Raw genomic sequence first — 24,535 nt, 5'->3', positions numbered from 1 at the left:
AGACTTTTTGTATAAATAAAAAAGGGGGGAACAGGGGGATAAAGAAGGGAACGCCGGTCAATGTACGGCCGTGTGACCGGCAGGAGGAATTACTTTAATAACGGAGGAGGAATAAAAAGATGGCTGCTGATTTAACAGCAACAGAGAAAAGCAGGAACGTAAAATACTATATTAATTCTGCGGTTTGCCTGATCATTATGTTTGGGTTCGGCTATCTGCCGCCCATAGATCCAATCACAGTTCTGGGAATGCAGATTTTGGGGATTTTCCTGGGAATGGTGTATGGATGGATCTTTGTAGGAATCGCCTGGCCGAGCCTGGCCGGCCTCATTGCGCTGATGCAGACCGGGTATATGACTGCAGGAGAAGTGATCAAGTCCAGTTTCGGTGAAGCCAACGTAGTGCTGATGTTCTTTATTTTTATTTTTTGCGGAACCTTTGCACACTACGGACTCTCGCGGATTATCGCCGTATGGAGCATTACCAGAAAAATGGTATTAGGCCGGCCCTGGGTGTTTACCTTTGTGTTCCTGATGGTCATGGCATTTCTTGGAGGTGTTACCAGTGCAACTCCCACCATTGTGATTGGATGGAGTCTGGCTTATGTAATCAGTGAGCAGTGCGGATTCAAAAAAGGCGACAGTTACCCGCTGATCCTGATTTTTGGTACTGCGTTTGTCGCTCAGATCGGTGACTGTATTATCCCATTTAAATCCATCCCACTGTTGGTGATGGGAGTTTACGAGAGCCTGGCCGGCCATTCTATACCATTGGGGCCGTATATGCTGATCGTAATCCTGGCGACAGTGCTGTGTATTATCGTTTATCTGCTTGGAGCAAAAATGATTTTTAAGCCGGATATGAGCAGTTTAATTGACCTGGATTCCCGGTCGCTCGTGGGGGACGACGGAATTAAGATGAACAGAGTGCAGAAGGTGGTCCTGTTCTTCCTGGTCATGCTGATGGTCATGATGCTGCTTCCGGGATTTTTCCCGAACTCCACATTTTTTGCCATTGCATTTCTGAAGAAAATCGGCAGTACAGGAATCTGTATTCTGCTGGTCATGCTGATGTGTCTGATCCGCATTGATGGGGCCCCCATCATTGATTTCAAAAAGATGGTAGGCAATGTCGAGTGGAATTCCATTTTGCTGCTGGCAGCTGCAATACCGGTAGCGAATGCCATGAGCAATGAAGCGAGCGGCTTTCCGGCGGCGCTGAAGGCGATTATCAATCCGCTGGCCACAAACACTTCAGCCTTCGTATTTGTCCTGCTTATCGGTCTGGCTGCGACGCTTATTACGAATGTGATGACCAACGGCCCTGTGGGAATGATCTTGATGGCAGCAGTCTTTGCCGCCACACAGAGCGTGGGAATGAACCCTACTGCCGCAGTAGTTACGGTTGTTATGTGTGTCCATATTTCGGTGCTATTCCCCAGCGGCTCTTCAACCGCGGCCTTAATTAACGGCAATGAGTGGATTGGTACCAGAAGGCTTTGGAAAATTGGCCCAATGGCCTGTATCAGCGCTTGGCTGGTCATCTCCATCGTGGCCGGGATCTTTGGTCTGTAATCAAGAATATTTATGGAAAGGAGTTTTAAATATGCCGCCTGTAATTGACAAAACAAAATGTATCAGCTGCACGACCTGTGCGCAGATATGCCCGCTGGATGTTTACGGTCCGGTTGTTAAGGGGCAGATACCGGAGGTCCTTTATCCCAACGAGTGCTGGCACTGCCGCGCCTGTGAATTTGACTGTCCGGTCGGAGCGATCTCCATGCATTATCCGCTTCCCATGATGCTGCTGCGGAGACCCAAGTGTAATACGAAGAAAGAAGGTGCCAGGAATGATTAGGGTTAATCCACCAAAACAGTGTGACATACTGATTGTCGGCGGCGGGACCGCCGGACTGATGGCAGCCATCGCGGCCGCTGAGCGGGGGGCCGGGGTCATTGTGGCAGAGAAGGCCGACACCCGCCGAAGCGGCGGAGGCGCAACCGGTAATGACCATTTCGGTTGTTATATTCCGGGATACCACGAGAGTGTGGAATCTTATATGCACGAACTGGAACTGGGAATGTGCAAAGGCGCAGATCCCAAGGTTCAGCGGGTATTCGTGGAACGTTCCTTTGAGATCGTGAAGGACTGGGAAAAATGGGGCATCAATATGCGGCCCTTTGGTGATGAGTATGTGTTTGAAGGTCACTCTCTGCCTGGTCATCCCCGCTGCTTTTTGAAAATAGATGGACGCGACCAGAAAAAGTGTCTGACAAATGAGGCACGCCGGCTCGGTGTCGTGATTGATAACCGAACCAGCGTCACCCGTTATATTTCCCGGGAGGGACGTGTGGTGGGCGCCATTGCCATAGATATATCCAGATCGGAACCGGAGATTACCCTGTATGAAGCCAAGAGTATCATCAGCGTTACCGGAACAGGTGCCCGCGTTTATCCCTCCGCTGCACCGTCCTGCTTATTCAACGTAGCGAACTGCCCGGCAGGTACAGGTACCGGACGGGTGGCATCCTACGAGATTGGCGCCGCCATGGTCAATTTCGATAAGCCCAGAGCGCATATCGGACCGCGCTACTTTGTCCGCGGAGGGAAGGGAACCTGGATCGGGGCCTGCTGCGACGCGGATGGAAATGCCGTAGGAATTGTCGGCCGGCCGGAACCGGGCGAGCAGGATATTACCACTGATATCTGTCACGAAGTCTTTGACCTGAGTAAGAAAAATGGTACCGGCCCTGTCTTTATGGACTGCACGGAAAATCCGACGGATACCATGGAGCACATGAAAGAATGCTTTTACAGTGAAGGGATCAGTTCGCTTTTGGATGCGATGGAACAGCAGGATATTCATCTGGAGGAAGATATGATTGAATGGGGGCGTTATCTGCCTCATATCCAGTACAGCGGCACCTGTATCAATGAAAAATGCGAGACCAGTACGCCTGGTTTATACAGCGCCGGCGATGAGTGCGGCAACTTCTTCTGCGGCGTCAGCGGAGCAGCGGTTACCGGCCGGATTGCAGGGGAAAATGCCTCCGAGTACGTCAAAGGCGTGGACAGATTTGCAGACATTGCCGGTGCTCCCGAGGTCCTGGAGGCTCAGAGCTTTTACAGTTCGCTGATGGAGCGTGAGGAGGGATCTCACTGGGAGGAGTTAAATCATGCCGTGCAGAACATTATGAGGGATTACGCGAGCATCGAAACGCCGCGTTCAGAAACGCTTCTCTCCAGCGGCGTGTGTTATCTGGAGGAGTTAAATCAGATTGCCCGCCGGCGGATTAAATGTGCAAACTCCCACGAGCTGATGCGTGCCCTGGAAGCATTTGATATTCTGGCCCTTGGCCGTTTAATCCTGCTGTCTGCCCTGGCACGCAGAGAGAGCAGGGGGCTGCATAAACGCGTTGACTATCCCTATACAAATCCTTTGTGGAATTCTCTGTCCATGACCATTCAAAAAATAGATGGCAGGGATCATACGGAAATGCAGAAGCTTTAAGGAGGATTCAGAAATGAATGATACGGAACTTTATAGTATTTTGCGGGCTGAAATTAAGCCCGCTCTGGGGTGTACCGGACCGATTGCGATTTGCTTCTGTGCCGCACAGGCATATGACGCCATCGGTGGTGAGATCGAATCGATCGATGCCACGCTTGACTGGTGTATGAGTGCGAAGAATGACGACGTTGCATTTCCAGGCTCCCGCATGCTGGGCGTGGAGATGGCCATCGCTCTGGGGGCGGTGTGCGGAGACCCTCATGCGGGCCTTGAAGTGCTTCATACCGTGACGCCAGAAGGAGAAGCCAGAGCCAGGAAAGTAGCGGAACGCGTGAAGGTGAATCCACAATGGAATTTACAGGAACTGGAGATTTACTGCGATATTGCGGTACATACAGATAAGGGAACCGGACGGGCCGTGGTCTCCCAGCGCAGTGACGGACTGATCTTGAAGGAGTGTAATGGTGAAATTCTGCTGGAGCTGGAGCCGGATATCTCGGCCCAGTCCGGCAGGCTGCCGATCCTGAAATATAAGGTGAAGGACTTCTATGATATGGCCGCCGGCTTAAAGGAAGAAGAACTGGCATTTTTAAAAGAGGCAGTGACCTATAATCGCCGTCTTGCTGACGCTACGCTGGAAGATCGTCTGGGAGCGGGTATCGGATACGAGCTATACCACAGCCAATACCAGAACTATATTACCAGGGCGAAGGCGTATGCGGCTGCCGGATGTGAGGCTCGCATGTCTGGTGTCAGTCACCCGGCTATGACCTGCGGAAATAAGGGGAATGTGGGAATCGCCGCATCTATGCCCCTGGTCAGCATAGCCGAAGATTTTAATCTGGAGGAGACAGACCTGCTGCGGGGGATTGCTCTCAGTTATCTGACCGCCATATCGATTATTCACCGTATAGGAAAGGCGCCTTCGATGTGTTCCTGTGAGGTGGCTGCAGCCCTGGGGGTCGCAGCTGGGGCTACTCTCATGAGAAAGGGGACTTACGAGCAGGTGGCCGCCGCCATGCAGAATACTATCCCCAATGTGTTCGGTGTCGTGTGTGACGGGGCAAAACTGGCCTGCGCCCTGCGTATTTCTTCGGGAACGGGCGTTGCGCTGGAGTGTTCCGATCTGGCGCTGAGCAATGTGAAAATTGCCAATAACCAGGGCGTTCTGGGAGCAACGATAGACGATTCTATTGAGATTATCGGAAAAACTGCCCTGTATGCAATGGTTGGCAGTGATCGGGATTTATGCCGGCTCCTTTTTGAGAAGCGCAGTATTTTTCCTCTGACAAGTTTTGAAGAACGGCAGAAACAATAATACAGAAAAAGTCATAGGGAAGTGTAAATATGAAGGAACGAATTGCAGTTGTGGGTGCTGGGGCTGCCGGGGCCGTTACGGCAGCCTGGCTAACCGGAAATGGTTATGACGTGATTCTGTGTGACAGGAAAGAACAGTGTGAAGAAGACTTTGCAGCCATTGCCCGGAAAGGAATTGTGGTAGAAGGTCCCGGTCTGATCCCGGGACTTTGCCCCGCAGTGTTGACTTACAGTATTGCAGATGCCATGGAGGCGAAGAGGGTTCTGGTATGTGTGTCCAGTGGACGGCAGGAGGAGACCGCCGCATGGATGGCGCCCTGGGTCTGCGCAGACCATAATATTCTTCTTATGCCAGGTAATCTGGGCACTGTGGTATTTCACCGGGTGTTCAGAAGGGAAGGGGTAAATCACGGCCTGCTGGCTGAGATGGCTGAGTGCCTTTGGGCCTGCCGGCGTATGGAGCCGGGCCGCTATGTGTCTGCGATGCCTCCGGGGCAGAAGCGGGCTGCAGCGTTTCCGTCATCGGATACGCTTAAGGCTCTGGATTGTTTCGGGGATCTGTTTTCTTTAACAGCCGGGGCTAATCTGGTGGAGAACTGCTTAAATTCTCCCAATATACTTACTCATCTGTCCGGTACGCTGTTGAACCTGGGGGGAATCGAGCAGAAAAAAGAAAATTTTGCACTTTTTACAGATGGTATTAATGACGCCTATATCCGATGTCTGGAACTATTGGAGGAGGAGCGAAGCTGGGTGTTGAATGCACTGGAGATGGAATGGTATGCTGCGCCGGTACGGCCATTTATGAACATGCTGAAAGAGCGCGGAACCTATCCAGAACTGGAGGCTTTTCGTAATCTTTCGGGTCCGGATGGCCTGCATCACCGGTATATTACGGAAGATGCAGGCTGCGGTGTGGCGCTGCTGGTCTCTCTGGCTGAAAAGTGCGGTGTGGAGGTGCCGGTTACTGAGGCGTTTCTGACTTTGGCCAGTAGGCTGACCGGGAAAGATTACCGCCGGACCGGGCGTACGTGGGAATGGCTGGGAAACGATGCGATGGATATTTGTTGAGAAAAAAGTTTTTTCATTGGATTATAATTTCCGGCACGTTACAGTTGTAAAGTGGAAGCAGGTTTTGATATAATGGAGTACAGGACAGTACTCAGAGTCCATCATGGAGGGGCATTATATGCAGCTGACACAACTGGAATATTTGATTGCGGTAGAAAAATATGGATCCATCTCCCGGGCAGCCCGGGAGCTATATACATCGCAGTCATCCATCAGCACATCGATCAAGACGCTGGAAACAGAACTCGGCGTGGAGCTGCTGCGGCGGGGCAGTAAGGGAGTCCATATCACGGCTGAAGGTCAGTATATTCTGGAAAATGCCAAAATTATTTGCCGGCATATGGATGATATTAAGGACGTCCGGGGAAGAGTCTCCGGAAAGATTCGGGGGAATGTAACTGTCGGCGGGGACGGATACTGCTGCATGAATATTCTGGGCAACACAGCTGTTAATTTAAAGGAACACTACCCGGATATTTCTGTGGCGCTGAAAGGAAACAACCAGAGGCAGATACTGAGTGAACTTTCTGACGGCAGTCTGGACCTTGGGATTTTTCAGATCAATCAGTTTAATGAAAAATACGTTCGGGCAAAGGTGGAGTACAGCCAGCTGACCAGTTGGGATATTCTGAAATCTCATTTGGTTGTGGGGGTGAGTGGACAGCATCCTCTATATGGGCGGGATCAGGTATCGCTGGAGGATATGATGCCTTACGAGATCGCCACCGGTTTTGTCCGGGCGGAGGACTTAGTTTACTGGTCCCTGTTTTGCGAGATGCGGAAACGGGGCTATACCAAGTCCATTACCTGCCTGGGGGATGTGGGCGTTTCCCGTCTGTATACGATTAAGCGAAATTGTATCCAGTTGGTTCCACGTGTTTCTCTGGACATGACGAATCCGTTGTTCAGCACTCCGCTATACCCGATCGAGATGGACCAGCGTTATGATCTTAAGTATCTGCTGGTGTATCGGGAAGAATCGTTTGGCCAGCCTCAGGAGCTGTTTCTGGATGAGGTCTTAAGGTATCTGGAGCCTTACCAGGATACGGAGTAAAAAAGAGCTATTCGGCTCGGAGTTTCATAAATATACAGAAAATATATAGAAATTCCCTAAAAAATATGATAAAATGAAATACGTATGGAAACAGCCGCGGCGCTTGATGACCGCGGCTGTTTCTAAGTAGTAACCAGGTTAGAATACCATGCTGGTATTGTAATAATAAATATGAAAGGAGGTAACGGTATGGAACTGAAAAATTTATTTAAGCGGAGGGCATCGTTAGGGTAGCTCTCCCAAAGGAGCAGAAGATGGATTATATAGGAAATAATAAAGCAGCCTGGGAAGAGGCATTTGACCATAAACAGGATGGTTGGGGAGAAGAGAACTATAAGCGTTTATTGAACGAGGATCTCCCGTTTTTTTGTGAGGACATGGCGGCGGAACTTCGTTCCATGGATTTTAAAGGAAAGAGCGCTGCACAGTTCTGCTGTAATAACGGGCGGGAGCTGCTGTCTCTCATGCAGCTTGGCGCGGAGAGCGGAACCGGCTTTGATATTGCGGAAAATATCATCGCACAGGCGTCTGAAACAGCTGAAAAGGCAGGCATTTCGAACTGCCGGTTTGTCTCGTGCAATATTCTGGATATTGATGAGAAGTATCACAACAGCTTTGATTTTATCCTGTTTACAATCGGAGCGATTACATGGTTTGAGGATTTGAAGCCGCTGTTTCAGAAGGTATCGGATTGCCTAAAGCCAGGCGGTATCTTATTGATCCATGATTTTCACCCAGTCATGAACATGCTGCCCATGCCGGGCGAGCCTGAATTTGACAGGGAGCATTTAAACAGAGTTGTCTATTCTTATTTCAGAAATGAACCATGGATCGAAAACGAGGGGATGGGATATATGTCTGAGCAGTATGAGTCAAAGACATTCACCAGTTTCTCCCATACCATGTCGGCCATAATCAACGCGGCCAGCGATTCGCAGATGAGGATCGTCAGGCTGAAGGAGTTCGATTATGATATCGGCTTAACTGAAGTGTATGACGGAAAGGGTTTTCCGTTGTCTTATATACTCACTGCTGAAAAATGCAGGTGATTGTTCTGAGCGGTTTGCAGTTGTCTGCCGCCGGATCATCATGTGACAGCAATGAGAAAGCGGCCGGCTCCGCTTAAGAAAGGCCGGGAGGGCGAAAGCAGAAGATGCTTTCGCCCTTTGTGTTTTTCTGAAACCTCCTCCTTCTGTTAAATTTTCCATTTTATTTAAATCCTTTCTTAAGTTTTCCGCGTTATATTATATGTAACACAAAGGAAGCCAGACAAAACCGGGCAGAAATCAGAAAAAGGGCGGTGACAGGGAGTGAATGAGAAAGAGATAATCAGGAGGATCAAACAGGGGGAAAAGGCGCTGTTTGAGACCCTGGTAAAAGAATATTATCAGGAAATCTACCATTTCTGTTTCTATAAGACGGGAGACGCGGAGAGCGCCTATGACTGCACTCAGGAGACGTTCCTCCATGTGATCCGGTTTCTGGATGGGTATACGGAGCGGAATCATTTCCGGGCCTGGATTTTTGGAATTGCGCGGAACGTGTGCAGCGATTTCTTTCGCAGCAGGAAATTCGTAACCATGGAAGAGGAGGCGCTGGAAGGCGTACAGGAGGAAGAGGAGGGATACCGCCGGGCGGAAATGCGGGACAGCGTACAGGCGGCATTAAACAGGCTTCCGGAGATGCAGAAGGATGTGATTATTCTAAGATTCTATTATGATATGAAGCTGAAGGAAATCGCCGCAGTCGTGGGGGCGGGAATCCCCACCGTGAAATCCCGATTGAAACAGGGAATGGAAAAGATGAAGCAGTTCTTAGGAAAGGACGGTGATTTACAGATATGAAATGGCTGTTTGGAGTCTCCGATGAGGAGAGAGCGATGAGAAGCGCGCTGAGGCAGCACGAGGCGCCGGATATGACAGCGCTTCAGGAGCAGAAATTACGGGTTCTTTTAAGTGAGGAGCTGGATAAGAAGCGCCTGACACCGGCTCCGGGCATGTGGCACCATATGTGGCGGCTGGCCCGGTTTATATCGCCGTCGGTCTGGATTTTACAGGCAGTATTTCTGCTTCTGGCCATATGGGTTTCGGGCAGGCAGACGGAGGAATGGTATCTCTGGAATTTGTCGGCCATGATTCCGTTTCTGGGGGTGATCTGTGTTCCGGAGCTTACAAAGAGCTTCAGCCTTGGAATGTGGGAACTGGAGCAGAGCTGTTGCTTTAATTTAAGAAAGCTGATGGCTGCCAAGATGGCGGTTCTGGGAACGGTGGACGGCGTGTTCCTGATTTTTCTGATGGCGGCTGTGGGAAGCCGGGGAACCGGATTTACGGAGGCTGTCCTCGCCCTGCTTCTGCCGTTCCAGGTGTCGAACGCGGTATATCTGGGGCTGTTTCAAGTGCTGAAACGCCACTGCAGCGGGTATGTACTCACCGCGGCGGGGATTTTTATGGCGGGAGGAATCCTGATGCTTAGGCAGTATCTTCCGGAGCTGTCTGTTACGGTTTCGGTGGGAATGGCGGCGGGTATCGGAATAGCGGGCTTCGTCCTCCTGCTTGTGAGCGGATACGGGGTAATAAAACAGATGGATAGAGAGGAGACAGTCATATGGAACTTCGGATAGACAGACTGACGAAACAGTATGGAGCGAAAATTGCGGTGGACCGCATGGATTTCACCCTGGAAGCGGGGGTGTATGGACTTTTGGGGGCCAATGGGGCGGGGAAGACTACGCTGATGCGCATGATCTGCGATATTTTGAGACCGACTTCAGGGGAGGTGCTCTACGACGGGCGGCCCATCTCGGAACAGGGGGACGCCTACCGGATGGTTCTCGGTTATCTGCCCCAGCAGTTTGGCTATTATCCGGAATTTACGGCGAATAAATTCATGATGTATATGGCGGCGCTGAAGGGGCTGGGGAAGAGCGCCGCGGCGGCAAAGACACTGGAACTTCTGGAACTGGTAGGGCTGTCCGAGGTGAAAAATAAGAAGATCAAGACATTTTCCGGCGGGATGAAACAGAGGCTGGGAATCGCACAGGCCATGCTCAATGATCCGGAGATCCTCGTTCTCGATGAGCCGACCGCGGGGCTGGATCCGAAGGAGCGGGTGCGGTTCCGAAACCTGATTAGTTCTTTTTCAAAGGATAAGATTGTGCTGCTGTCCACCCATATCGTCTCCGATATTGAATACATTGCCAATGAGATTCTCGTCATGAAAGGGGGGAAACTGGTTCATCAGGGAAAACCGGAAGAAGTGACGAAGGAGATTACGGGATTTGTCTGGGAATGCAGAGTACCGGCCAGTGAAGCGGACCGCTGGAATGAGAAATATACCATTGGTAATCTGAGAAATGACGGCGATTTTTCTATCCTGCGGGTGATTTCCGAGCGTAAGCCTGCGGGTAATGCCGTTCCGGTGAAACCAGTTCTGGAAGATTTATACCTGTACTATTTTGAGGAGGAGAATAGATGATGAAACAATTAATAAAATTCGAATTTTCTAAATTATTAAAAAAGAAGCTTGTTTTCATCGCGCTGGGGGCATTTGCCCTTATTTACGCCACCATGCTCTGGTCGTGGATCTTTGGAAATGAATGGGCCGTCACACAGGAGGGGGAGCAGATTTACGGAACTGAGGCGGAGCGGTACAACACGGAGATTGCAAACCGTTTTGCCGGTCCCCTGACCGATGAGAAGGTGCAGGCGATTCTGGCTGCGTTTCCGAGAACGGATGGGATGACGACGGGGGACGTGTCCAACAATACGTATTATCCGGTTGCGAATCTGTTTGCGGAGCGGGATGGCACGTGGAACGGCAAAACGGTGCAGGAGGTATTTCCGGAATTTGATGAGCCGCCGGTGATCGGTATGTCCAGCCGGTGGGAATCCTTCTTATACAGCATGATGTATATCGTTCTGATGTCCGGAATTCTGGTGGTCATTATCGTTTCACCTGTCTTTTCCGACGAGTATACCAGCGGGATGGACGCCTTGATTCTGACCTCGCGGTATGGGAAGAAACGGTGCGTCCTGGCAAAGGTGATATCTGCGTTCTGCTTCAGCATCACGATGGAAGCGGTAATTCTGCTGGTGGGATTTTTGCTGTTTGCCGTCGGACGCGGACTGGAGGGATGGAATACAGACATCCAGCTGAGCGAGCTGATGGTATTTTCGAGGATTGCGCAGCCGCTCAAATGCTATGAGGCGGCGCTTATAACGGCGTTTCTGGCGATGATGTCTACCATCACGGTGACCGGGCTTACTCTGCTGTTTTCAGTCCTTTGTCCGACCTCCTTCGTATCCATTATCCTGGCGGCAGTCACCTATCTGGCTCCCATGTTTTTAAATCCGGGGAGTGAGGCGGCGAGGCGCATACTGATGCTGTTTCCTGTGAACAGTATCAGCGTTTCGGGAGTCATGAGCGTGGGCGGCTTTACGGCGGCGGGGCTGACCATTCCGCTTATGATTGCAGTCGGGGGCGTTGCGGTTGTGATGGCGGCTGCCGGCGTTGGCGGATGCAGATACATTTTCTCGAGACATCAGGTCTGCTGAAAGTCATGGCCTGCGCGCTGGAGGTATGGTCCTGTTTCTGATTCCTGTGCCTTTTGCTTGACCTTTTTTTGTGCCTGCGGTATCCTTAACTGGAATTGAAAAGAAACCAGTGCCCTCCGGCGTATTTACGCCGGGAGGCATTTGATACGCGCAGCTTCCGAAAAGGGTGATGAGATAAATGATAGAGACTGTGGCATCCGTAGGGCTCGCCATTGACGAGCGGCTTACGATCTTTAAAAACAGAATACAGCCGGAGAAAATGACAGGAAATGAGAAACGGATCTGCATCGTGACCGGCATACACGGGGATGAACTGGAGGGACAGTATGTCTGCTACGAGCTGAACCGAATTTTGAGGGAACAGAAGGAACGGGTAAAGGGGATCGTGGATATTTATCCGGCCATGAATCCGCTGGGCGTGGATTCCATTACGAGAGGCGTCCCCGGATTTGATATCGACATGAACCGGATATTCCCGGGAAGTGAAGAGGGCGCGGTGACGGAGCATATCGCCACGCAGATTATGGAAGATATTTCAGGAGCGGATTTCTGTGTGGATATTCATGCCAGCAATATTTTCCTGCGTGAGATCCTGCAGGTGCGCATGAGTGAGGGGACGGCCGAACAGCTGCTTCCCTACGCAAAGCTGCTTAATACGGATTTTATCTGGGTTCACGGGGCGGCCACTGTCCTGGAATCCACTCTGGCCCACGGGCTGAATACCTGTGGCGTGCCTACGGTTGTGGTGGAAATGGGCGTGGGCATGAGGATTACGAAGAGCTACGGACTCCGGCTGACGGAGGGGATTCTGTGTCTGATGAAGCGGCTCGGCATCTGGGAAGGGGAGACGATCGCTCCGAAGGAACCCATGACCTCGGATAACAGAAAAATCGGTCTGGTTCACGCCAATACGGCGGGAATCTTCCTTCCATCGATGGAGCACCAGGGGATAGTGAGAGCGGGGGAACGGATCGGGGAGATCTTAAATCCTCTTGACGGGACTGTTCTGGAGACGGTGGTATCCCCGGTGGAGGGCATGATCTTTACACTGCGGGAATATCCTGTGGTCTCCAACGGCTCTCTGATTGCACGTGTGCTGGGAGGTGAGGGCGAATGAGGAAGGAAGTCATCTATACCCTGAAGAATTTGTATCGGGCGGATATGAATATCTACGGATATCATTTCGGAAAAGGTGAGAAATCGGCCTGCATCGTGGGAGCCTGCCGTGGAAATGAAATCCAGCAGCTCTACATCTGCTCCCAGCTGGTCAGGAAATTAAAGGAGCTGGAGGAGCGGGGAGCGATCGTAAAAAATAACGAGATTCTGGTGATCCCTTCCGTCAACCCATCCTCCATGAATATCAGCAAGCGTTTCTGGCCGACCGATGATACCGATATTAACCGCATGTATCCGGGGGACCCAGGCGGGGAGACGACGAAACGGATCGCGTCCGGTGTCTTCGATGTGGCGCGTCAGTATCACTATGGCATACAGTTTACGAGTTTCTACATACCCGGCGACTTTGTACCGCATGTGCGGATGATGGACACGGGCTACCAGAACCCGAGCCTGGCGAACCTATTCGGTCTGCCCTATGTGGTGGTCCGGAAGGTGAGTCCGTTTGATACGACGACGTTAAACTATAACTGGCAGATGAACCAGACCAATGCGTTTTCCGTGTACTCCAGTGCTACCGATAAGATTGACGAAGAGTCGGCGAAGCGGGCGGTGGCAGCGGTGCTGCGCTTCCTCACCCGGATGGGAATGGTACGCTATCAGAGCCACAGCGGTTATATCGCCACGGTGATCGAGGAGAGCGATCTCGCCAGCGTCAGGACCGACCGGGCAGGACTCTATAAACCTCGTTTCCGGCCGGGCGAAGAGGCCGCGCGGGGTGAGGTGCTGGCGGAGATCATCGACCCCTATGAAGGGGAAGTGATCAGCCAGATTCTCTCTCCGGCCGACGGAATTGTATTTTTCGCACATTCCCAGCCGCTGGTGATGGAGGGAACGATTATATTCAAGATTATTAAACGGCTGCATGAATGACGGCGGCCGCTTAAACATGGTTCTGCCGAAGATGATCATCATCAACGGAATCAGTAAATTGCAGCAGAACATAAAAATCCAAAACCACATATCAGGTTCCTCCGGATTCTGTAGAATAGGTTTTATTTTATACTGAGTATACTACAAAAAGGAATTTGACTCAAAGCAAATTTGATTGACAGATTCCTTTTTCTGTGATAACTTATTAAAGAGACTTTATAAAGAACACTTATTAAAGAAAAAATATAGAACTTCCGAGCAGAAAAGGAGGCGCGCATGGGAGCGGATGCAAAGCTGATGAAGGAATTGAATAAGCGGCAGCTTCGCCGGATTCTCCGGCAGTGTAAGGAGGCGACCAAGCCTGAGCTGGCGGACCGGACCGGGTTGAGTGTGGTCACGATCAACAGCCTTCTGGAAGATTTTCTGAAGACAGGTGAGGTTGTGCAGTCGGGGCTGGCCCCTTCCGGGGGAGGACGTCCCAGCGCACGGTACCGGTACCGGCCGGATTACCGGTATGCGGTGCTGTTGTACGGCCATCAGAGTGAAGGGAGAAATCTGATGCATCTGGCTATCGTCAATCTGATGGGCGAGTGTGTATGGCGGAAAGAAGAGTATTTTGACGAAATCCGGGTGAAAAGCTTTGAGGCGGTTCTTGACGATGTAATAGGCCGTTTCCCGGAAACAGGTCTGCTGGCGTTTGGACTCCCGGGGGAGGTTGTGGATGATGTGGTGACCATTCATGATTACCAGGCGCTCATCGGGCCGGAATTTATGGCCCATTATAAGGAGCGCTACCATCTTCCGGTAGTCTTCGAGAACGATATCAATGCCATGACCTACGGCGCCTGCAGGGAAGGGGACGTGGAAAAGACCACGGTGGCGGGAATTTATCTCCCGAGAATTTATCCGCCGGGCGCAGGACTCGTAATTCAGGGGAAGATTTATTATGGAACGTCCCACTGCGCTGGCGAGCTCGCCGGCCTTCCCGTGCCGGTTTCATGGGATTCGCTGGATTACGGGCGAGAGGGCGACGTCCTGGAGAACTTAAAGCTGCTGACCGCGGTGTATGGGTTTACGGTAGCTCCGGAAACTCTCATATTTTATGGTGATTTCTTTACAGGGGAACTTAAGGAGCGGCTGAGGGCATACAGCGAGAGGCTTCTGGAAGGGAAATTCCATATGGATATTATCTTCGCAGAAAATCTGGAACGAGATTACGAAGAAGGAATGAAGCGGCTGGCACTGGAAGCGTTGTGGGAAGAAATGGAATAGAGATAGAATGAGGAGGAAGTAAAGATGAATCAGAGAGAAAGAATGTTAAGTGAACTGCCATATAAGGCGTGGCAGGACGGACTCGAGGAGGAGCGGAAGGAGAGCAGAAAACGGGTTCACCGCTATAATAATCTGCCCCCAGAGGCGGAAAAAGAGAAAGATGCGCTGATCCGCGAAATATTCGGAAAAACGGGTGAGAATATCTTTGTGGAGGCGCCGTTCCGCTGTGATTATGGAACCCATATTGAAGCCGGAAATAATTTCTATGCGAATTTCAACTGTGTTATCCTGGATGTTGCAAAGGTGGTAATCGGCGAAAATGTCATGTTTGCCCCCAATGTGGCGGTCTATACGGCTGGTCATCCGGTTCATCCCGATTCGAGAAACAGTGGATATGAGTACGGTATCGGCGTGACGATCGGGGATAATGTCTGGATCGGCGGGAATTCCGTCATCAATCCGGGCGTCCATATCGGCAATAACGTTGTAATCGGTTCCGGCAGCGTTGTGACAAAGGATATTCCTGATAATGCGATAGCCGTGGGTAATCCCTGCCGCGTGATCCGCTACATTACGGAAGAGGACCGGAAATACTATTTCAAAGACCGGGAGTTTGACGTAGACGATTATAAATAGGCAGGATCGCCAGAGTGTGAAACTTTTGTGATCTTTCCCTGAGAATTATTTACAGTTTCCTACTATCGTGGTATGATATGGCTGATTTCTGGAGAATGATATGATACGAAAGGAGAATGCCATATGACGATGATAGAACAATTTATTGGTTACTTAACAGGCCATTTTGATAATTCGCAGCAGCTGGAACGGTTCGAAAGAGAAGGGATCACCGGTTATCCCAGGGCGGAACATAGAAATACCGTGTGCAATGACCGGATAACGGGGCTGCCGGCAGATTTTTCGGGTGTATTCGTTCTGGAGGAGAGCTATTATACGACGGATGGCAAGACGAATGCGATGCCGCATCTGTTCCTGTTTACGGAGGAAGAGGGGGGCATCAAGCTGACTTCCTACGAAATACCAGAGGGATACACGAAGGAGAACTTTACCTGCGAGAACTTAAAAGAGACGGCACTGGAAAGTCTGAAGATTTCAGAGAAGTTCACACCGATCATTTATCGTGAGGAGAACGGAGCCTTTGTCGGCAAAGGTGTCAGCATGTTTTCACCGGTGCTGAAATTTAAGCTGGAGGAGAGATTCGACAGTGAGGTGCTGGAGGTCTCGGAGACCTTCGAGGTGAATGGAAAACGGACGTTTGGCTATGACCTGCCGTTGGAATATAGAAGAGTGTAGTCTATGTTGAATATTTTCAGATGGATAGTGATCCGGGGGCGGAAGCCCCCGGTTTTTTTGTACTGACAGAGGAAGCAATCTTCTCTCAACACGTTTACATTTCCCCCGCAACGCGGTAAAATACAAGGAACATGATATACTCCCAGGAGGCAAAATGATTCCCAGAAATGAAATTCTAAAGCGCCTTCGTGCGCAGATCAACGTAAATGGACACATTATAGGTACGGTGGCAGGCTCGGGCATGACTGCCAGATATTCGGCTATGGGAGGGGCGGATTTACTTCTGGCGCTGAGCGCCGGTAAGTTCCGGATTATGGGAAGAAGCTCCTTCTCCAGCTACCTGTGTTATGGCGACAGCAACACGATTGTGATGGATATGGGCTGCAATGAACTTTTGCCGATCATAAGGGATACGCCAGTGCTTTTTGGCCTGTTTGCCAGTGATCCGATGATCAATCTCTATGATTATCTGCAAAAGATCCGTGAAAATGGTTTTTCCGGCGTTGTAAATTACCCGACGCTGTCACTGATTGACGGGAAGTTCGGGGAAGCACTGAGCGAAGAGGGGAATACCTATGAAAAGGAAGTGGAGGCCATTAAGCTGGCTCACTTTCTTGATTTATTTACCATTGCCTTTGTTGTGGACGCGGAGCAGGCCAGGAAGATGACGCTGGCCGGAGCCGATGTGATCTGCGCTCATCTGGGGCTGACCAAGGGCGGATTTCTGGGGGCGAAAAAGTATATCTCCATCAATGATGCGAGAAAGATATCGGACGAGATATTTAATGCCAGTGACGAGATTCGAAGCGATGTCATAAAGATGATCTATGCGGGACCGGCCAATACGCCGATTGATATGCTGTATCTGTACCAGAATACAAAATGTCAGGGCTACATAGGCGGTTCAACCTTCGACCGGATTCCTACGGAACGGGCGATTTTAAATACGACGAAGGCGTTCAAGAGCTACGGAAGCTTTGACGAAAAGGACCCCATGTCCAAACTTCTTAACGGAAACTGGAATCCGGGCGATTACGTGGAATTTGTGAAAAAATATATCGAAGAGCACTATATGAAGGAAATACAGCTGAGAGATTTGGCGGTGGTAGCCCACGTGTCCGGTTCTTATTTAAGTGTCAAATTTAAGAAGGAAGTTGGATGCAGCTTCACAGAGTATCTGGTGCGGTTCCGCATGAACAAGGCGAAGGAGTTGTTCGAACAGAAAAATGCCTCCTGCAAGGAGGTTGCCGCCATGGTGGGATATGAAGATTACGCCCAGTTTTCCAGAATGTTTAAGAAGTATACGGGCATTCCGCCGGTGGAATATGCAAGGAAAGGGAAGCAAGGTTATGAGCATATATAAATCAGAGGAAGGACGAAGAAAATCGCTGGAATTATACGACAGGCAGCTTGCGAAACTGCAGCTGCCATTTTCCGATATCTATGCAGATACATCCTTCGGCAAGACTCATATCATTGATACGGGAAACAAGGAGGGAAGGCCATTACTCGTTTTTCATGGCGGCAACAGTACCTCTTCCTATAATTTGCTGCTATGCCGTTTCCTCTTAGCGGATTTCCATATTTTTGCGGTTGACACAATCGGACATCCGGGAAAAAGCGATGAAGTCTGTCTGTCTCCCAGAGGATACGACTATGGGCGATGGGCAGGCGAGGTTATTGAAAAAATCGGATATGACAGGATTGCCTGTTTTGGGGGCTCGTTTGGCGGCGGTATCCTGGCAAAGCTAATATGTACGGCTCCGCAAAAAGTTGAAAAAGCCGTTTTTATTGTACCTGCCGGAATCCATAACGCGGTGCCGGTATCCTCTGTCAGAATGATGATACCTCTATTACAGTACCGCATTACGAAGAAGGAGAAGTATCTGATTAAGACTGCGCTCTATATGGCATTACACAGAGAGGTTCTTGATAAAGACACCTTAGATATATTAAAAGACAGCTTTGAACATGTAAAAACAAAAGTCGGTATGCCGACAAATATAGATAGAAGGAAACTATCGGGATATCATGCTCCAACACTTGTCATTGCTTCGAAAAAGGATTGTTTATTTCCGGCGAAAAAGGTGCTGCCCAGAGCAAAACAGCTATTTCCAAATTGTAAGGTATATGAATTAAAGGACAGCGGGCATATGCACGTTCTGCCAGAAAAAGTCAAGGGCTGGATCGTGGATTTTTTGAAATGAAGTGTCAGTATTTCACGGAAAATGCAGCTGCGTTCAGGAGGAAGCTTATGACTATCAATGTGAAAAATGTGAAAATGGAACTGTACGTGCCGGAAGCGTATGTTGAACCAATACGGGAGGCGCTGGTGCGGATCGGTGCATGCCGGGTCGGTAACTACGATCACGTGGTCTCTTACCATAGTATAAAGGGGACGTGGAGACCATTGGAAAACAGCAATCCCTTTAACGGGGCAATTGGAGAAATATGCTGCGGCACTGAAGTCAAAATGGAGGTGCGCTGTCCGGTTGAACTGGCAGAGAGTGCGGTCAATACGGTTAAAAAGATTCACCCATATGAGGAACCGGTCATAAATGTCATTCCGCTATTGGAGTTCTAACGGGGAGTCAAGCCGGAAGTATTTTCATAAAAAGGAGGAGTTGTGGGAGTCAGTAAAAAAGGAAAACGGAAAATTATGATAGACGGGAACGTGTACTGGTGGTTTGCAGAGGAGGGGGCCGGGGGCGAACCGGTGGTCCATATCTTGGCGGATGACCATTCCTTTCTTGCATATTGCAATATGTATTGTCCGGTTTTAAGAATTACAAAAGACAGCCGTAAGGGCGTACGCGATCTGGCAATACCATTTGACGTATCTGATCGGTATGCAGCATTTACGCCCAAATACATCGAGGAGTTAATCCGAATAGGAATTTCAGATAATTTCAACACTTTAGGAGGGGACTGATATCCGGCGGGGCATCATGCTGTCGCCAAACACGTGGCGGAAATGCTGGATATGCAGGTGGAAAATATCGTAAGCCAAATGAGGCTATGATGGAAGGCAGGATAAAATGGAACTGAATTATAGAAAAGCCGTGCAGGACGACGCGGAACTTCTGATTGAAATGTATAATGCGGCCTTCCATGCGGATTACATTCGCTGCGGGGAATGCCCGGCGTATGGGAAGACGAAGGAAGCGATGGAATTATCCATTGCCGGATTTCCCAAATACATTATTTTGAGTAAGGAAGTCCCTGTTGGTGTGATTTCTCTCGTGAACAGAGGAGATGGACAGTACCATCTGGGGTGTTTATGTATTATTCCGGAATATCAGGGGAAGGGAATCGGTTCACAAGCATTTCGGCATATGCTGTCTGTTTATCCTGACTGGAAGCGGATTACGCTGGAAACGCCTGCGGATAAAGAGGAGAACATTGCATTCTATACGAAAAAATGTGGATTTCATACTGGGAATAAGGAGATGGATGGAAATGTGGAGGTTATTACTTTCTATATGGAACGCTAAGAAAGATTGTGCGTATAGGAAATCAATGCGTATATGAAATAGAAGATCACTTTATATAATTGAAAAAAGATCAAATCATGAACAGAGAGGCAGCGATACCGCAAAAGTACCGCTGCCTCTCATTTTTGTCCCCAAAAGTAAAAAAGCGGGAAAACGCATCTCCAGGTGCTGCAAATCGCTTTAAATTCAAAATCTAATATAAACACAAGGAGAGTTAATAAAAACAACAACATTTAGAAATATAAACACAAGAGAAGATAAAGTAACAACATTTATTCAGAAATGAGGGAAGTGTACAATATATTTGTAGCAGGAAAGCAAAAACGGGGATAGAAATACAGCGAAAATCACGGCCGGGTTTCGCTGAAAAGAAGGAGAGGTTTACATGAAAACAATAGCAATCGCAGGAACCTTTGATACGAAAGGAAAGGAATATCTCTACGTAAAGGGGCTGGTTGAGGAGCTGGGGCTGCACGCATTAACCATACATACCGGTGTGTTTGAACCAGAGTTTACGCCGGACGTGTCCAATGCGGAGGTGGCAGCCGCGGCCGGATACGATATCCGCGCCATTGTGGAACGAAGGGACCGGGCTATGGCGACAGAGGCGCTGTCAAAAGGAATGGAGACACTGGTTTTGCAGCTGTACAGGGAAGGCAGGTTTGACGGGATTCTGTCATTTGGAGGTTCAGGGGGAACTTCCATGGTGACTCCGGCCATGCGGGCGCTGCCCATCGGAGTTCCCAAGCTTATGGTGTCAACCATGGCTTCCGGCAACGTGGAACAGTATGTGGGCACCAGCGACATTGTGATGATGCCGTCCATTGTAGATGTGGCCGGGCTGAATTCCATCTCAAAGGTGATTTTCAGAAATGCAGTCCTTGCCGTCTGCGGAATGGTGAGACTGAAAGAGGAGCTGAAGCCGGAGACAGGAGATCACAGGCCTCTGGTTGCTGCGACCATGTTCGGTGTTACGACGCCGTGTGTTGGATTTGCAAAGGAGTGTCTGGAGACGCATGGGTATGAAGTCCTGGTATTTCATGCGACCGGTACCGGGGGGCGGACGATGGAAGCACTGACGGACGCCGGATTCTTTAAGGGCGTGCTTGATCTGACCACGACGGAGTGGTGTGACGAGGTGGTGGGCGGAGTCCTGGCAGCAGGCCAGACGCGCTGTGAGGCGGCAGCCCGCGGCGGGATTCCCCAGGTGGTTTCCGTAGGGGCCATGGATATGGTGAATTTCGGGCCGTTCGATACGGTTCCGCAGAAATTTGCGGGAAGAAATCTCTATAAACATAACCCGACCGTTACCCTGATGAGGACCACGGCCGATGAAAATAGAGAGGTTGGAGAAAAGCTGTCTCAGAAGCTGAATCTGGCTTCCGGAAAGACTGCGCTGCTGCTTCCGTTAAAAGGCGTATCGGCCATCGACGCGGAGGGCCAGCCATTCTACGGACCAAAGGAAGATCAGGTGCTGTTTCAGACGCTGCGTGACGGGGTGAACCGGGACGCTGTTGAGATCATGGAACTGGATTACAACATCAACGATAAGGAATTTGCCGTATGTGCGGCTGAAAAATTAATGGAACTTATGGAAAGAGAAGCATAAGAACAAGGAGGATTTAAAAATGAACAGAATGACAAGAAGTGAGATCATGGAGAAATTCCACAAAGAGGTGGAAGAAGGAAGAATCCTGGTAGGCGTTGGCGCAGGAACCGGAATTACGGCGAAATGCAGTGAAAAGGGCGGAGCTGACATGCTGATTATCTACAATTCCGGTCGTTTCCGGATGGCTGGCCGCGGTTCCCTGTCAGGGCTGCTGGCGTATGGCGATGCCAATAAGATCGTACAGGAAATGGGCTCCGAGGTGCTTCCGGTCGTGAAAAACACTCCGGTTCTCGCCGGTGTCTGCGGTACAGATCCCTTCCGTGTGATGGACCTGTTTCTGAAACAGCTGAAGGACCAGGGATTCAACGGAGTGCAGAATTTCCCGACCGTAGGATTAATTGACGGCAAATTCAGAGCTAACCTGGAGGAGACAGGAATGGGATACGGACTGGAGGTTGACATGGTCCGTGAAGCACACAAGCTGGATATGCTCACCTGTCCATACGTCTTCGATCCGGAGCAGGCAAAAGCCATGGCGGAAGCCGGAGCGGATATACTGGTTGCCCATATGGGACTGACCACCAAGGGAAGCATCGGCGCGGAGACGGCGCTCACGCTGGACGACTGCTGCGTAAAGATCAGGGAGATTATCAAGGCGGGAAGAGAAGTGCGCCAGGATATTATGGTTATCTGCCACGGCGGCCCGATTGCAGATCCTGAGGATGCCGCCTACGTAATCAAACATGTGCCTGAAATCGACGGATTCTTCGGCGCCTCCTCCATCGAGCGCCTCGCATCAGAACGTGGAATGACCGCACAGACAGAAGCATTTAAGGCCATTGAAAAATAAAGACCAATATGCCCTGGGGCTGCACTGCCGCAGGGCATAAGCTGAATAGAAATGGAGAAGGGGAAAATATGGACAAACAGGGGATTACAGCAGATAAAAAGACTGTGTTTGATTTGAAGTTTTTTATAAAATGGGGGATCGCAATCGGAGTTCCCTGCATCCTTTACTTTGCAATTCCGCAGACGGAGGCCGTCTCACTGGAAATGAGAAAGTTTTTCGTGTGCACCGCGTGGGCGATTCTGACCTGGGCGATGAATCTGCTTCCGGTTTATATTTCCGGCCTGCTTTTAACGGTAGGAGCGATTCTTTGGGGAGTGGCCCCCGCCAATGTCGTCCTGTCACCGTGGACCGGTTCGGTCGTATGGCTGTCTCTGGGCGGTCTGACGCTTTCCGTGATCTTTGAGAAAAGCGGGCTGATGCAGCGGATCGCGTACTTTTTTATTGTAAAATCCGGCGGTTCCTATAAGGGGATCATAACGGGAATCACACTGTCCGGTATCGTGGTGGGGCTTCTGGTCCCCAATATGACCGGCCGTGTCGCCCTCTACTGTGCCCTGTGTTTTGGAATCTACAACGCGTTAAAGATACCAAAGAACAGCAATACCGGAGCCGGAATCATGTTTGCCGGTTTCGTGGCGGCAATCGCACCATCCTGGCTGTATTTATCCGCAAGCGAGAACCTTCAGCTGGTCAATTCCTACTTAAAGGAAACGGGAAACAGCGTCAGCTGGATGCAGTATTTTATCAGTAACTTTCCCGTCATGCTTTTATGGCTGATCGTTCTTCTGATCATGGTGCGGATTCTGTTTAAACAGGATGCCTCCATTGACGGCAAAGAGTATTTTAAAGAAAAACAGGAATCTCTCGGAAAAATGTCGAAAAAGGAAATCAAGTTTCTGGTTATCCTGATTTTACTCGTTATTGCGATGGTATTTTCGGGAATTGACGCAGGATGGCTCTTTATTCTGGCTGTGATCGCCTGTTTCCTTCCGGGAGTGGATGTTGCGGATATCGAGGATATGAAGCAGGTGAATTTCCCGATGGTATTCTTCGTGGCGGCAACCATGGCGATCGGAAGCATGTCAAATGCGGTTGGCGTAGCCGGTCTGGTGAGCGAGCTGATGATGCCGATTCTTCAGAATGTCGGAAATTTTGGATTGATCCTGTTTGCATGGCTGACCGGTGTGATCACTGATATGATGATGACTCCTCTGGCCGGTATGGCGGCATTTTCACCGCTCTTTATCGACATTGCGGCGAAGCTGGGACTCAGCGTGGTGGGAACCACCTTCAGTTTCGTATGGGGCGTGGAGCAGTTGTTCTTCCCCTATGAATGGGCGCTGTTCCTGATTCTGTTCAGCTATGACGTCTTTGATATGAAAAAAGCCATGAAATTCTGTACTGTCCGCACGATACTCAGCATCATTTTCCTGGCGCTTCTGATTTATCCGTACTGGATGATGACTGGATTTTTGAGATAGGAGAGGGAACATGAAAATATATGACGTGATCATTGTGGGAAGCGGACCAGCCGGGATGACGGCCGCGATTTATGCGAAGAGAGCGAATCTTGATGTTCTCCTTCTGGATAAACTGGCGCCGGGTGGGCAGATCATCAATACATATGAAATACAGAACTATCCGGGCTTCAGCTCTGTCAATGGAGCCGATCTGGCGATGCAGGTGTTTGAACACACCCAGGCTCTGGAAATTGAATTCGATTACGGCACTGTGGAGAAAATCGAGACAGAGGAACGGGAAGACGGCGGCTGCGGTACCATAAAAATAGTGACGTGTGCGGAAGGAAAAACATACCGTTCCCTGGCAGTCATTCTGGCTACGGGAACAAAGCCGCGCATGCTCCACGTGCCGAATGAACTGGATTTTGCAGGAAAATCCATTAGCTGGTGCGCCATCTGTGATGGCGCAAAATACCGGGATAAATCGGTCATCGTGATTGGCGGAGGTAATTCCGCGGTGGAGGAATCCATTTACCTGGCTGAAATGGCAAAAAAGGTGACGGTGGTAACCATGCTTGATCTCACCGCAGATCCGATGGCCTGCGATAAACTGAAGTCCCTGCCTAATGTGGAAGTCCACGAGTGGTTTGATATCAAAGAATTTCTGCCTGGAGAAGTATTTACCGGCCTGCGGGCGGTTTCCAGCAAAACGGGGGAGGAAATCGTAGCACATGGAGACGGTGCGTTCGAATATATCGGACTTCAGCCGGTAACGGAACCATTTGCCGGTCTCGGCATTCTGGAATCACACGGTTATATTGAAGCGAACGAGCGGATGGAGACGGCGGTGCCGGGAATCTTCGGTGCCGGTGATAGTAACAGCAAGCTCCTCCGGCAGATCGTGACCGCCTGCTCGGATGGCGCAGTGGCCGCTCAGTCAGCGGCGGCGTATAAGAAGAAATGTATGGGATAATGGGGAAGGAA

Annotated in this window: 25 protein-coding genes; all 25 read left to right on the top strand. The window is 50.1% G+C overall.

Features of this window, described 5'->3' with window-relative positions; translation table 11 throughout:
* Positions 1-119: 119 nt before the first annotated feature.
* Positions 120-1,574, top strand: a complete 1,455-nt coding sequence (locus DFR60_RS02810; RefSeq protein WP_110321520.1) for an SLC13 family permease — start codon at positions 120-122, stop codon at positions 1,572-1,574.
* Between the two features lie 31 nt (positions 1,575-1,605).
* Positions 1,606-1,857, top strand: a complete 252-nt coding sequence (locus DFR60_RS02805) for a 4Fe-4S dicluster domain-containing protein (protein WP_055659759.1) — start codon at positions 1,606-1,608, stop codon at positions 1,855-1,857.
* On the top strand, positions 1,850-3,511 hold the full coding sequence (locus tag DFR60_RS02800; protein ID WP_110321519.1) for an FAD-dependent oxidoreductase: 1,662 nt from the start codon (positions 1,850-1,852) through the stop codon (positions 3,509-3,511). The genes DFR60_RS02805 and DFR60_RS02800 overlap by 8 nt, the downstream gene beginning before the upstream one ends.
* Positions 3,512-3,524: 13 nt before the next feature.
* Positions 3,525-4,829, top strand: coding sequence for an L-serine ammonia-lyase, iron-sulfur-dependent, subunit alpha (locus tag DFR60_RS02795; RefSeq protein ID WP_167437490.1), 1,305 nt, complete (start codon positions 3,525-3,527; stop codon positions 4,827-4,829).
* Between the two features lie 29 nt (positions 4,830-4,858).
* Complete coding sequence (locus tag DFR60_RS02790; RefSeq protein ID WP_110321517.1) at positions 4,859-5,899, top strand: NAD/NADP octopine/nopaline dehydrogenase family protein; 1,041 nt, start codon at positions 4,859-4,861, stop codon at positions 5,897-5,899.
* Positions 5,900-6,017: 118 nt separating this feature from the next.
* Positions 6,018-6,953 (top strand): LysR family transcriptional regulator, encoded by a 936-nt coding sequence (locus tag DFR60_RS02785; RefSeq protein ID WP_167437489.1) that lies wholly within the window; start codon positions 6,018-6,020, stop codon positions 6,951-6,953.
* Positions 6,954-7,207: 254 nt separating this feature from the next.
* Positions 7,208-8,002: a class I SAM-dependent methyltransferase gene (locus tag DFR60_RS02780; protein ID WP_110321515.1), complete on the top strand. Its 795-nt coding sequence runs from the start codon at positions 7,208-7,210 to the stop codon at positions 8,000-8,002.
* 261 nt (positions 8,003-8,263) lie between these two features.
* The gene (locus DFR60_RS02775) at positions 8,264-8,797 is read left to right on the top strand and encodes an RNA polymerase sigma factor (RefSeq protein WP_110321514.1); all 534 of its coding nucleotides are present in this window, start codon (positions 8,264-8,266) and stop codon (positions 8,795-8,797) included.
* Positions 8,794-9,573: a hypothetical protein gene (locus DFR60_RS02770; protein WP_110321513.1), complete on the top strand. Its 780-nt coding sequence runs from the start codon at positions 8,794-8,796 to the stop codon at positions 9,571-9,573. Before DFR60_RS02775 ends, DFR60_RS02770 begins: the two co-directional genes overlap by 4 nt.
* Positions 9,558-10,427 (top strand): ABC transporter ATP-binding protein, encoded by an 870-nt coding sequence (locus tag DFR60_RS02765; protein ID WP_110321512.1) that lies wholly within the window; start codon positions 9,558-9,560, stop codon positions 10,425-10,427. The genes DFR60_RS02770 and DFR60_RS02765 overlap by 16 nt, the downstream gene beginning before the upstream one ends.
* Entirely contained in the window at positions 10,424-11,506 is a 1,083-nt protein-coding gene (locus tag DFR60_RS02760) for an ABC-2 transporter permease (RefSeq protein WP_243004963.1), read from the top strand. Before DFR60_RS02765 ends, DFR60_RS02760 begins: the two co-directional genes overlap by 4 nt.
* A gap of 178 nt (positions 11,507-11,684) precedes the next feature.
* Positions 11,685-12,623 carry a M14 family metallopeptidase gene (locus DFR60_RS02755; protein ID WP_110321511.1) on the top strand — a complete coding sequence of 313 codons (939 nt, stop codon included), beginning with the start codon at positions 11,685-11,687 and terminating at the stop codon, positions 12,621-12,623.
* Positions 12,620-13,555 (top strand): M14 family metallopeptidase, encoded by a 936-nt coding sequence (locus tag DFR60_RS02750; RefSeq protein WP_110321510.1) that lies wholly within the window; start codon positions 12,620-12,622, stop codon positions 13,553-13,555. Before DFR60_RS02755 ends, DFR60_RS02750 begins: the two co-directional genes overlap by 4 nt.
* Positions 13,556-13,831: 276 nt before the next feature.
* The gene (locus DFR60_RS02745; RefSeq protein ID WP_110321509.1) at positions 13,832-14,827 is read left to right on the top strand and encodes an ROK family protein; all 996 of its coding nucleotides are present in this window, start codon (positions 13,832-13,834) and stop codon (positions 14,825-14,827) included.
* Positions 14,828-14,851: 24 nt separating this feature from the next.
* Positions 14,852-15,463: a sugar O-acetyltransferase gene (locus DFR60_RS02740; RefSeq protein ID WP_110321508.1), complete on the top strand. Its 612-nt coding sequence runs from the start codon at positions 14,852-14,854 to the stop codon at positions 15,461-15,463.
* A gap of 123 nt (positions 15,464-15,586) precedes the next feature.
* On the top strand, positions 15,587-16,138 hold the full coding sequence (locus DFR60_RS02735) for a hypothetical protein (protein WP_110321507.1): 552 nt from the start codon (positions 15,587-15,589) through the stop codon (positions 16,136-16,138).
* A gap of 154 nt (positions 16,139-16,292) precedes the next feature.
* Positions 16,293-17,501: a phosphoenolpyruvate hydrolase family protein gene (locus DFR60_RS02730; RefSeq protein ID WP_110321506.1), complete on the top strand. Its 1,209-nt coding sequence runs from the start codon at positions 16,293-16,295 to the stop codon at positions 17,499-17,501.
* Positions 17,488-18,345, top strand: coding sequence for an alpha/beta fold hydrolase (locus tag DFR60_RS02725; RefSeq protein WP_110321505.1), 858 nt, complete (start codon positions 17,488-17,490; stop codon positions 18,343-18,345). The genes DFR60_RS02730 and DFR60_RS02725 overlap by 14 nt, the downstream gene beginning before the upstream one ends.
* Before the next feature lie 47 nt (positions 18,346-18,392).
* Positions 18,393-18,722, top strand: coding sequence for a YqfO family protein (locus DFR60_RS02720; RefSeq protein ID WP_110321504.1), 330 nt, complete (start codon positions 18,393-18,395; stop codon positions 18,720-18,722).
* A 42-nt stretch (positions 18,723-18,764) separates the two neighbouring features.
* Positions 18,765-19,070 carry a hypothetical protein gene (locus tag DFR60_RS02715; protein WP_110321503.1) on the top strand — a complete coding sequence of 102 codons (306 nt, stop codon included), beginning with the start codon at positions 18,765-18,767 and terminating at the stop codon, positions 19,068-19,070.
* A gap of 106 nt (positions 19,071-19,176) precedes the next feature.
* Positions 19,177-19,632, top strand: coding sequence for a GNAT family N-acetyltransferase (locus DFR60_RS02705; protein ID WP_110321502.1), 456 nt, complete (start codon positions 19,177-19,179; stop codon positions 19,630-19,632).
* A gap of 385 nt (positions 19,633-20,017) precedes the next feature.
* Positions 20,018-21,241: a Tm-1-like ATP-binding domain-containing protein gene (locus DFR60_RS02700; RefSeq protein ID WP_110321501.1), complete on the top strand. Its 1,224-nt coding sequence runs from the start codon at positions 20,018-20,020 to the stop codon at positions 21,239-21,241.
* A gap of 19 nt (positions 21,242-21,260) precedes the next feature.
* The gene (locus DFR60_RS02695; protein ID WP_110321500.1) at positions 21,261-22,091 is read left to right on the top strand and encodes a phosphoenolpyruvate hydrolase family protein; all 831 of its coding nucleotides are present in this window, start codon (positions 21,261-21,263) and stop codon (positions 22,089-22,091) included.
* A 68-nt stretch (positions 22,092-22,159) separates the two neighbouring features.
* The gene (locus tag DFR60_RS02690; protein WP_055659806.1) at positions 22,160-23,572 is read left to right on the top strand and encodes an SLC13 family permease; all 1,413 of its coding nucleotides are present in this window, start codon (positions 22,160-22,162) and stop codon (positions 23,570-23,572) included.
* A gap of 10 nt (positions 23,573-23,582) precedes the next feature.
* Positions 23,583-24,524, top strand: a complete 942-nt coding sequence (locus DFR60_RS02685) for an NAD(P)/FAD-dependent oxidoreductase (RefSeq protein ID WP_110321499.1) — start codon at positions 23,583-23,585, stop codon at positions 24,522-24,524.
* The last annotated feature ends 11 nt before the right edge of the window (positions 24,525-24,535 follow it).

The sequence above is a fragment of the Hungatella effluvii genome (assembly GCF_003201875.1).
Lineage (GTDB): Bacteria > Bacillota > Clostridia > Lachnospirales > Lachnospiraceae > Hungatella > Hungatella effluvii.
The sequence above is the reverse complement of the archived record's forward strand: the minus strand, read 5'-3'. Positions and strand labels throughout refer to the sequence as shown.

Coding starts and splice junctions, on each gene's coding strand:
- DFR60_RS02810 (WP_110321520.1), top strand. CDS start 120: ATGGCTGCTGATTTAACAGCAACAGAGAAAAGCAGGAACGTAAAATAC.
- DFR60_RS02805 (WP_055659759.1), top strand. CDS start 1,606: ATGCCGCCTGTAATTGACAAAACAAAATGTATCAGCTGCACGACCTGT.
- DFR60_RS02800 (WP_110321519.1), top strand. CDS start 1,850: ATGATTAGGGTTAATCCACCAAAACAGTGTGACATACTGATTGTCGGC.
- DFR60_RS02795 (WP_167437490.1), top strand. CDS start 3,525: ATGAATGATACGGAACTTTATAGTATTTTGCGGGCTGAAATTAAGCCC.
- DFR60_RS02790 (WP_110321517.1), top strand. CDS start 4,859: ATGAAGGAACGAATTGCAGTTGTGGGTGCTGGGGCTGCCGGGGCCGTT.
- DFR60_RS02785 (WP_167437489.1), top strand. CDS start 6,018: ATGCAGCTGACACAACTGGAATATTTGATTGCGGTAGAAAAATATGGA.
- DFR60_RS02780 (WP_110321515.1), top strand. CDS start 7,208: ATGGATTATATAGGAAATAATAAAGCAGCCTGGGAAGAGGCATTTGAC.
- DFR60_RS02770 (WP_110321513.1), top strand. CDS start 8,794: ATGAAATGGCTGTTTGGAGTCTCCGATGAGGAGAGAGCGATGAGAAGC.
- DFR60_RS02765 (WP_110321512.1), top strand. CDS start 9,558: ATGGAACTTCGGATAGACAGACTGACGAAACAGTATGGAGCGAAAATT.
- DFR60_RS02760 (WP_243004963.1), top strand. CDS start 10,424: ATGATGAAACAATTAATAAAATTCGAATTTTCTAAATTATTAAAAAAG.
- DFR60_RS02755 (WP_110321511.1), top strand. CDS start 11,685: ATGATAGAGACTGTGGCATCCGTAGGGCTCGCCATTGACGAGCGGCTT.
- DFR60_RS02750 (WP_110321510.1), top strand. CDS start 12,620: ATGAGGAAGGAAGTCATCTATACCCTGAAGAATTTGTATCGGGCGGAT.
- DFR60_RS02745 (WP_110321509.1), top strand. CDS start 13,832: ATGGGAGCGGATGCAAAGCTGATGAAGGAATTGAATAAGCGGCAGCTT.
- DFR60_RS02740 (WP_110321508.1), top strand. CDS start 14,852: ATGAATCAGAGAGAAAGAATGTTAAGTGAACTGCCATATAAGGCGTGG.
- DFR60_RS02735 (WP_110321507.1), top strand. CDS start 15,587: ATGACGATGATAGAACAATTTATTGGTTACTTAACAGGCCATTTTGAT.
- DFR60_RS02730 (WP_110321506.1), top strand. CDS start 16,293: ATGATTCCCAGAAATGAAATTCTAAAGCGCCTTCGTGCGCAGATCAAC.
- DFR60_RS02725 (WP_110321505.1), top strand. CDS start 17,488: ATGAGCATATATAAATCAGAGGAAGGACGAAGAAAATCGCTGGAATTA.
- DFR60_RS02720 (WP_110321504.1), top strand. CDS start 18,393: ATGACTATCAATGTGAAAAATGTGAAAATGGAACTGTACGTGCCGGAA.
- DFR60_RS02705 (WP_110321502.1), top strand. CDS start 19,177: ATGGAACTGAATTATAGAAAAGCCGTGCAGGACGACGCGGAACTTCTG.
- DFR60_RS02700 (WP_110321501.1), top strand. CDS start 20,018: ATGAAAACAATAGCAATCGCAGGAACCTTTGATACGAAAGGAAAGGAA.
- DFR60_RS02695 (WP_110321500.1), top strand. CDS start 21,261: ATGAACAGAATGACAAGAAGTGAGATCATGGAGAAATTCCACAAAGAG.
- DFR60_RS02690 (WP_055659806.1), top strand. CDS start 22,160: ATGGACAAACAGGGGATTACAGCAGATAAAAAGACTGTGTTTGATTTG.
- DFR60_RS02685 (WP_110321499.1), top strand. CDS start 23,583: ATGAAAATATATGACGTGATCATTGTGGGAAGCGGACCAGCCGGGATG.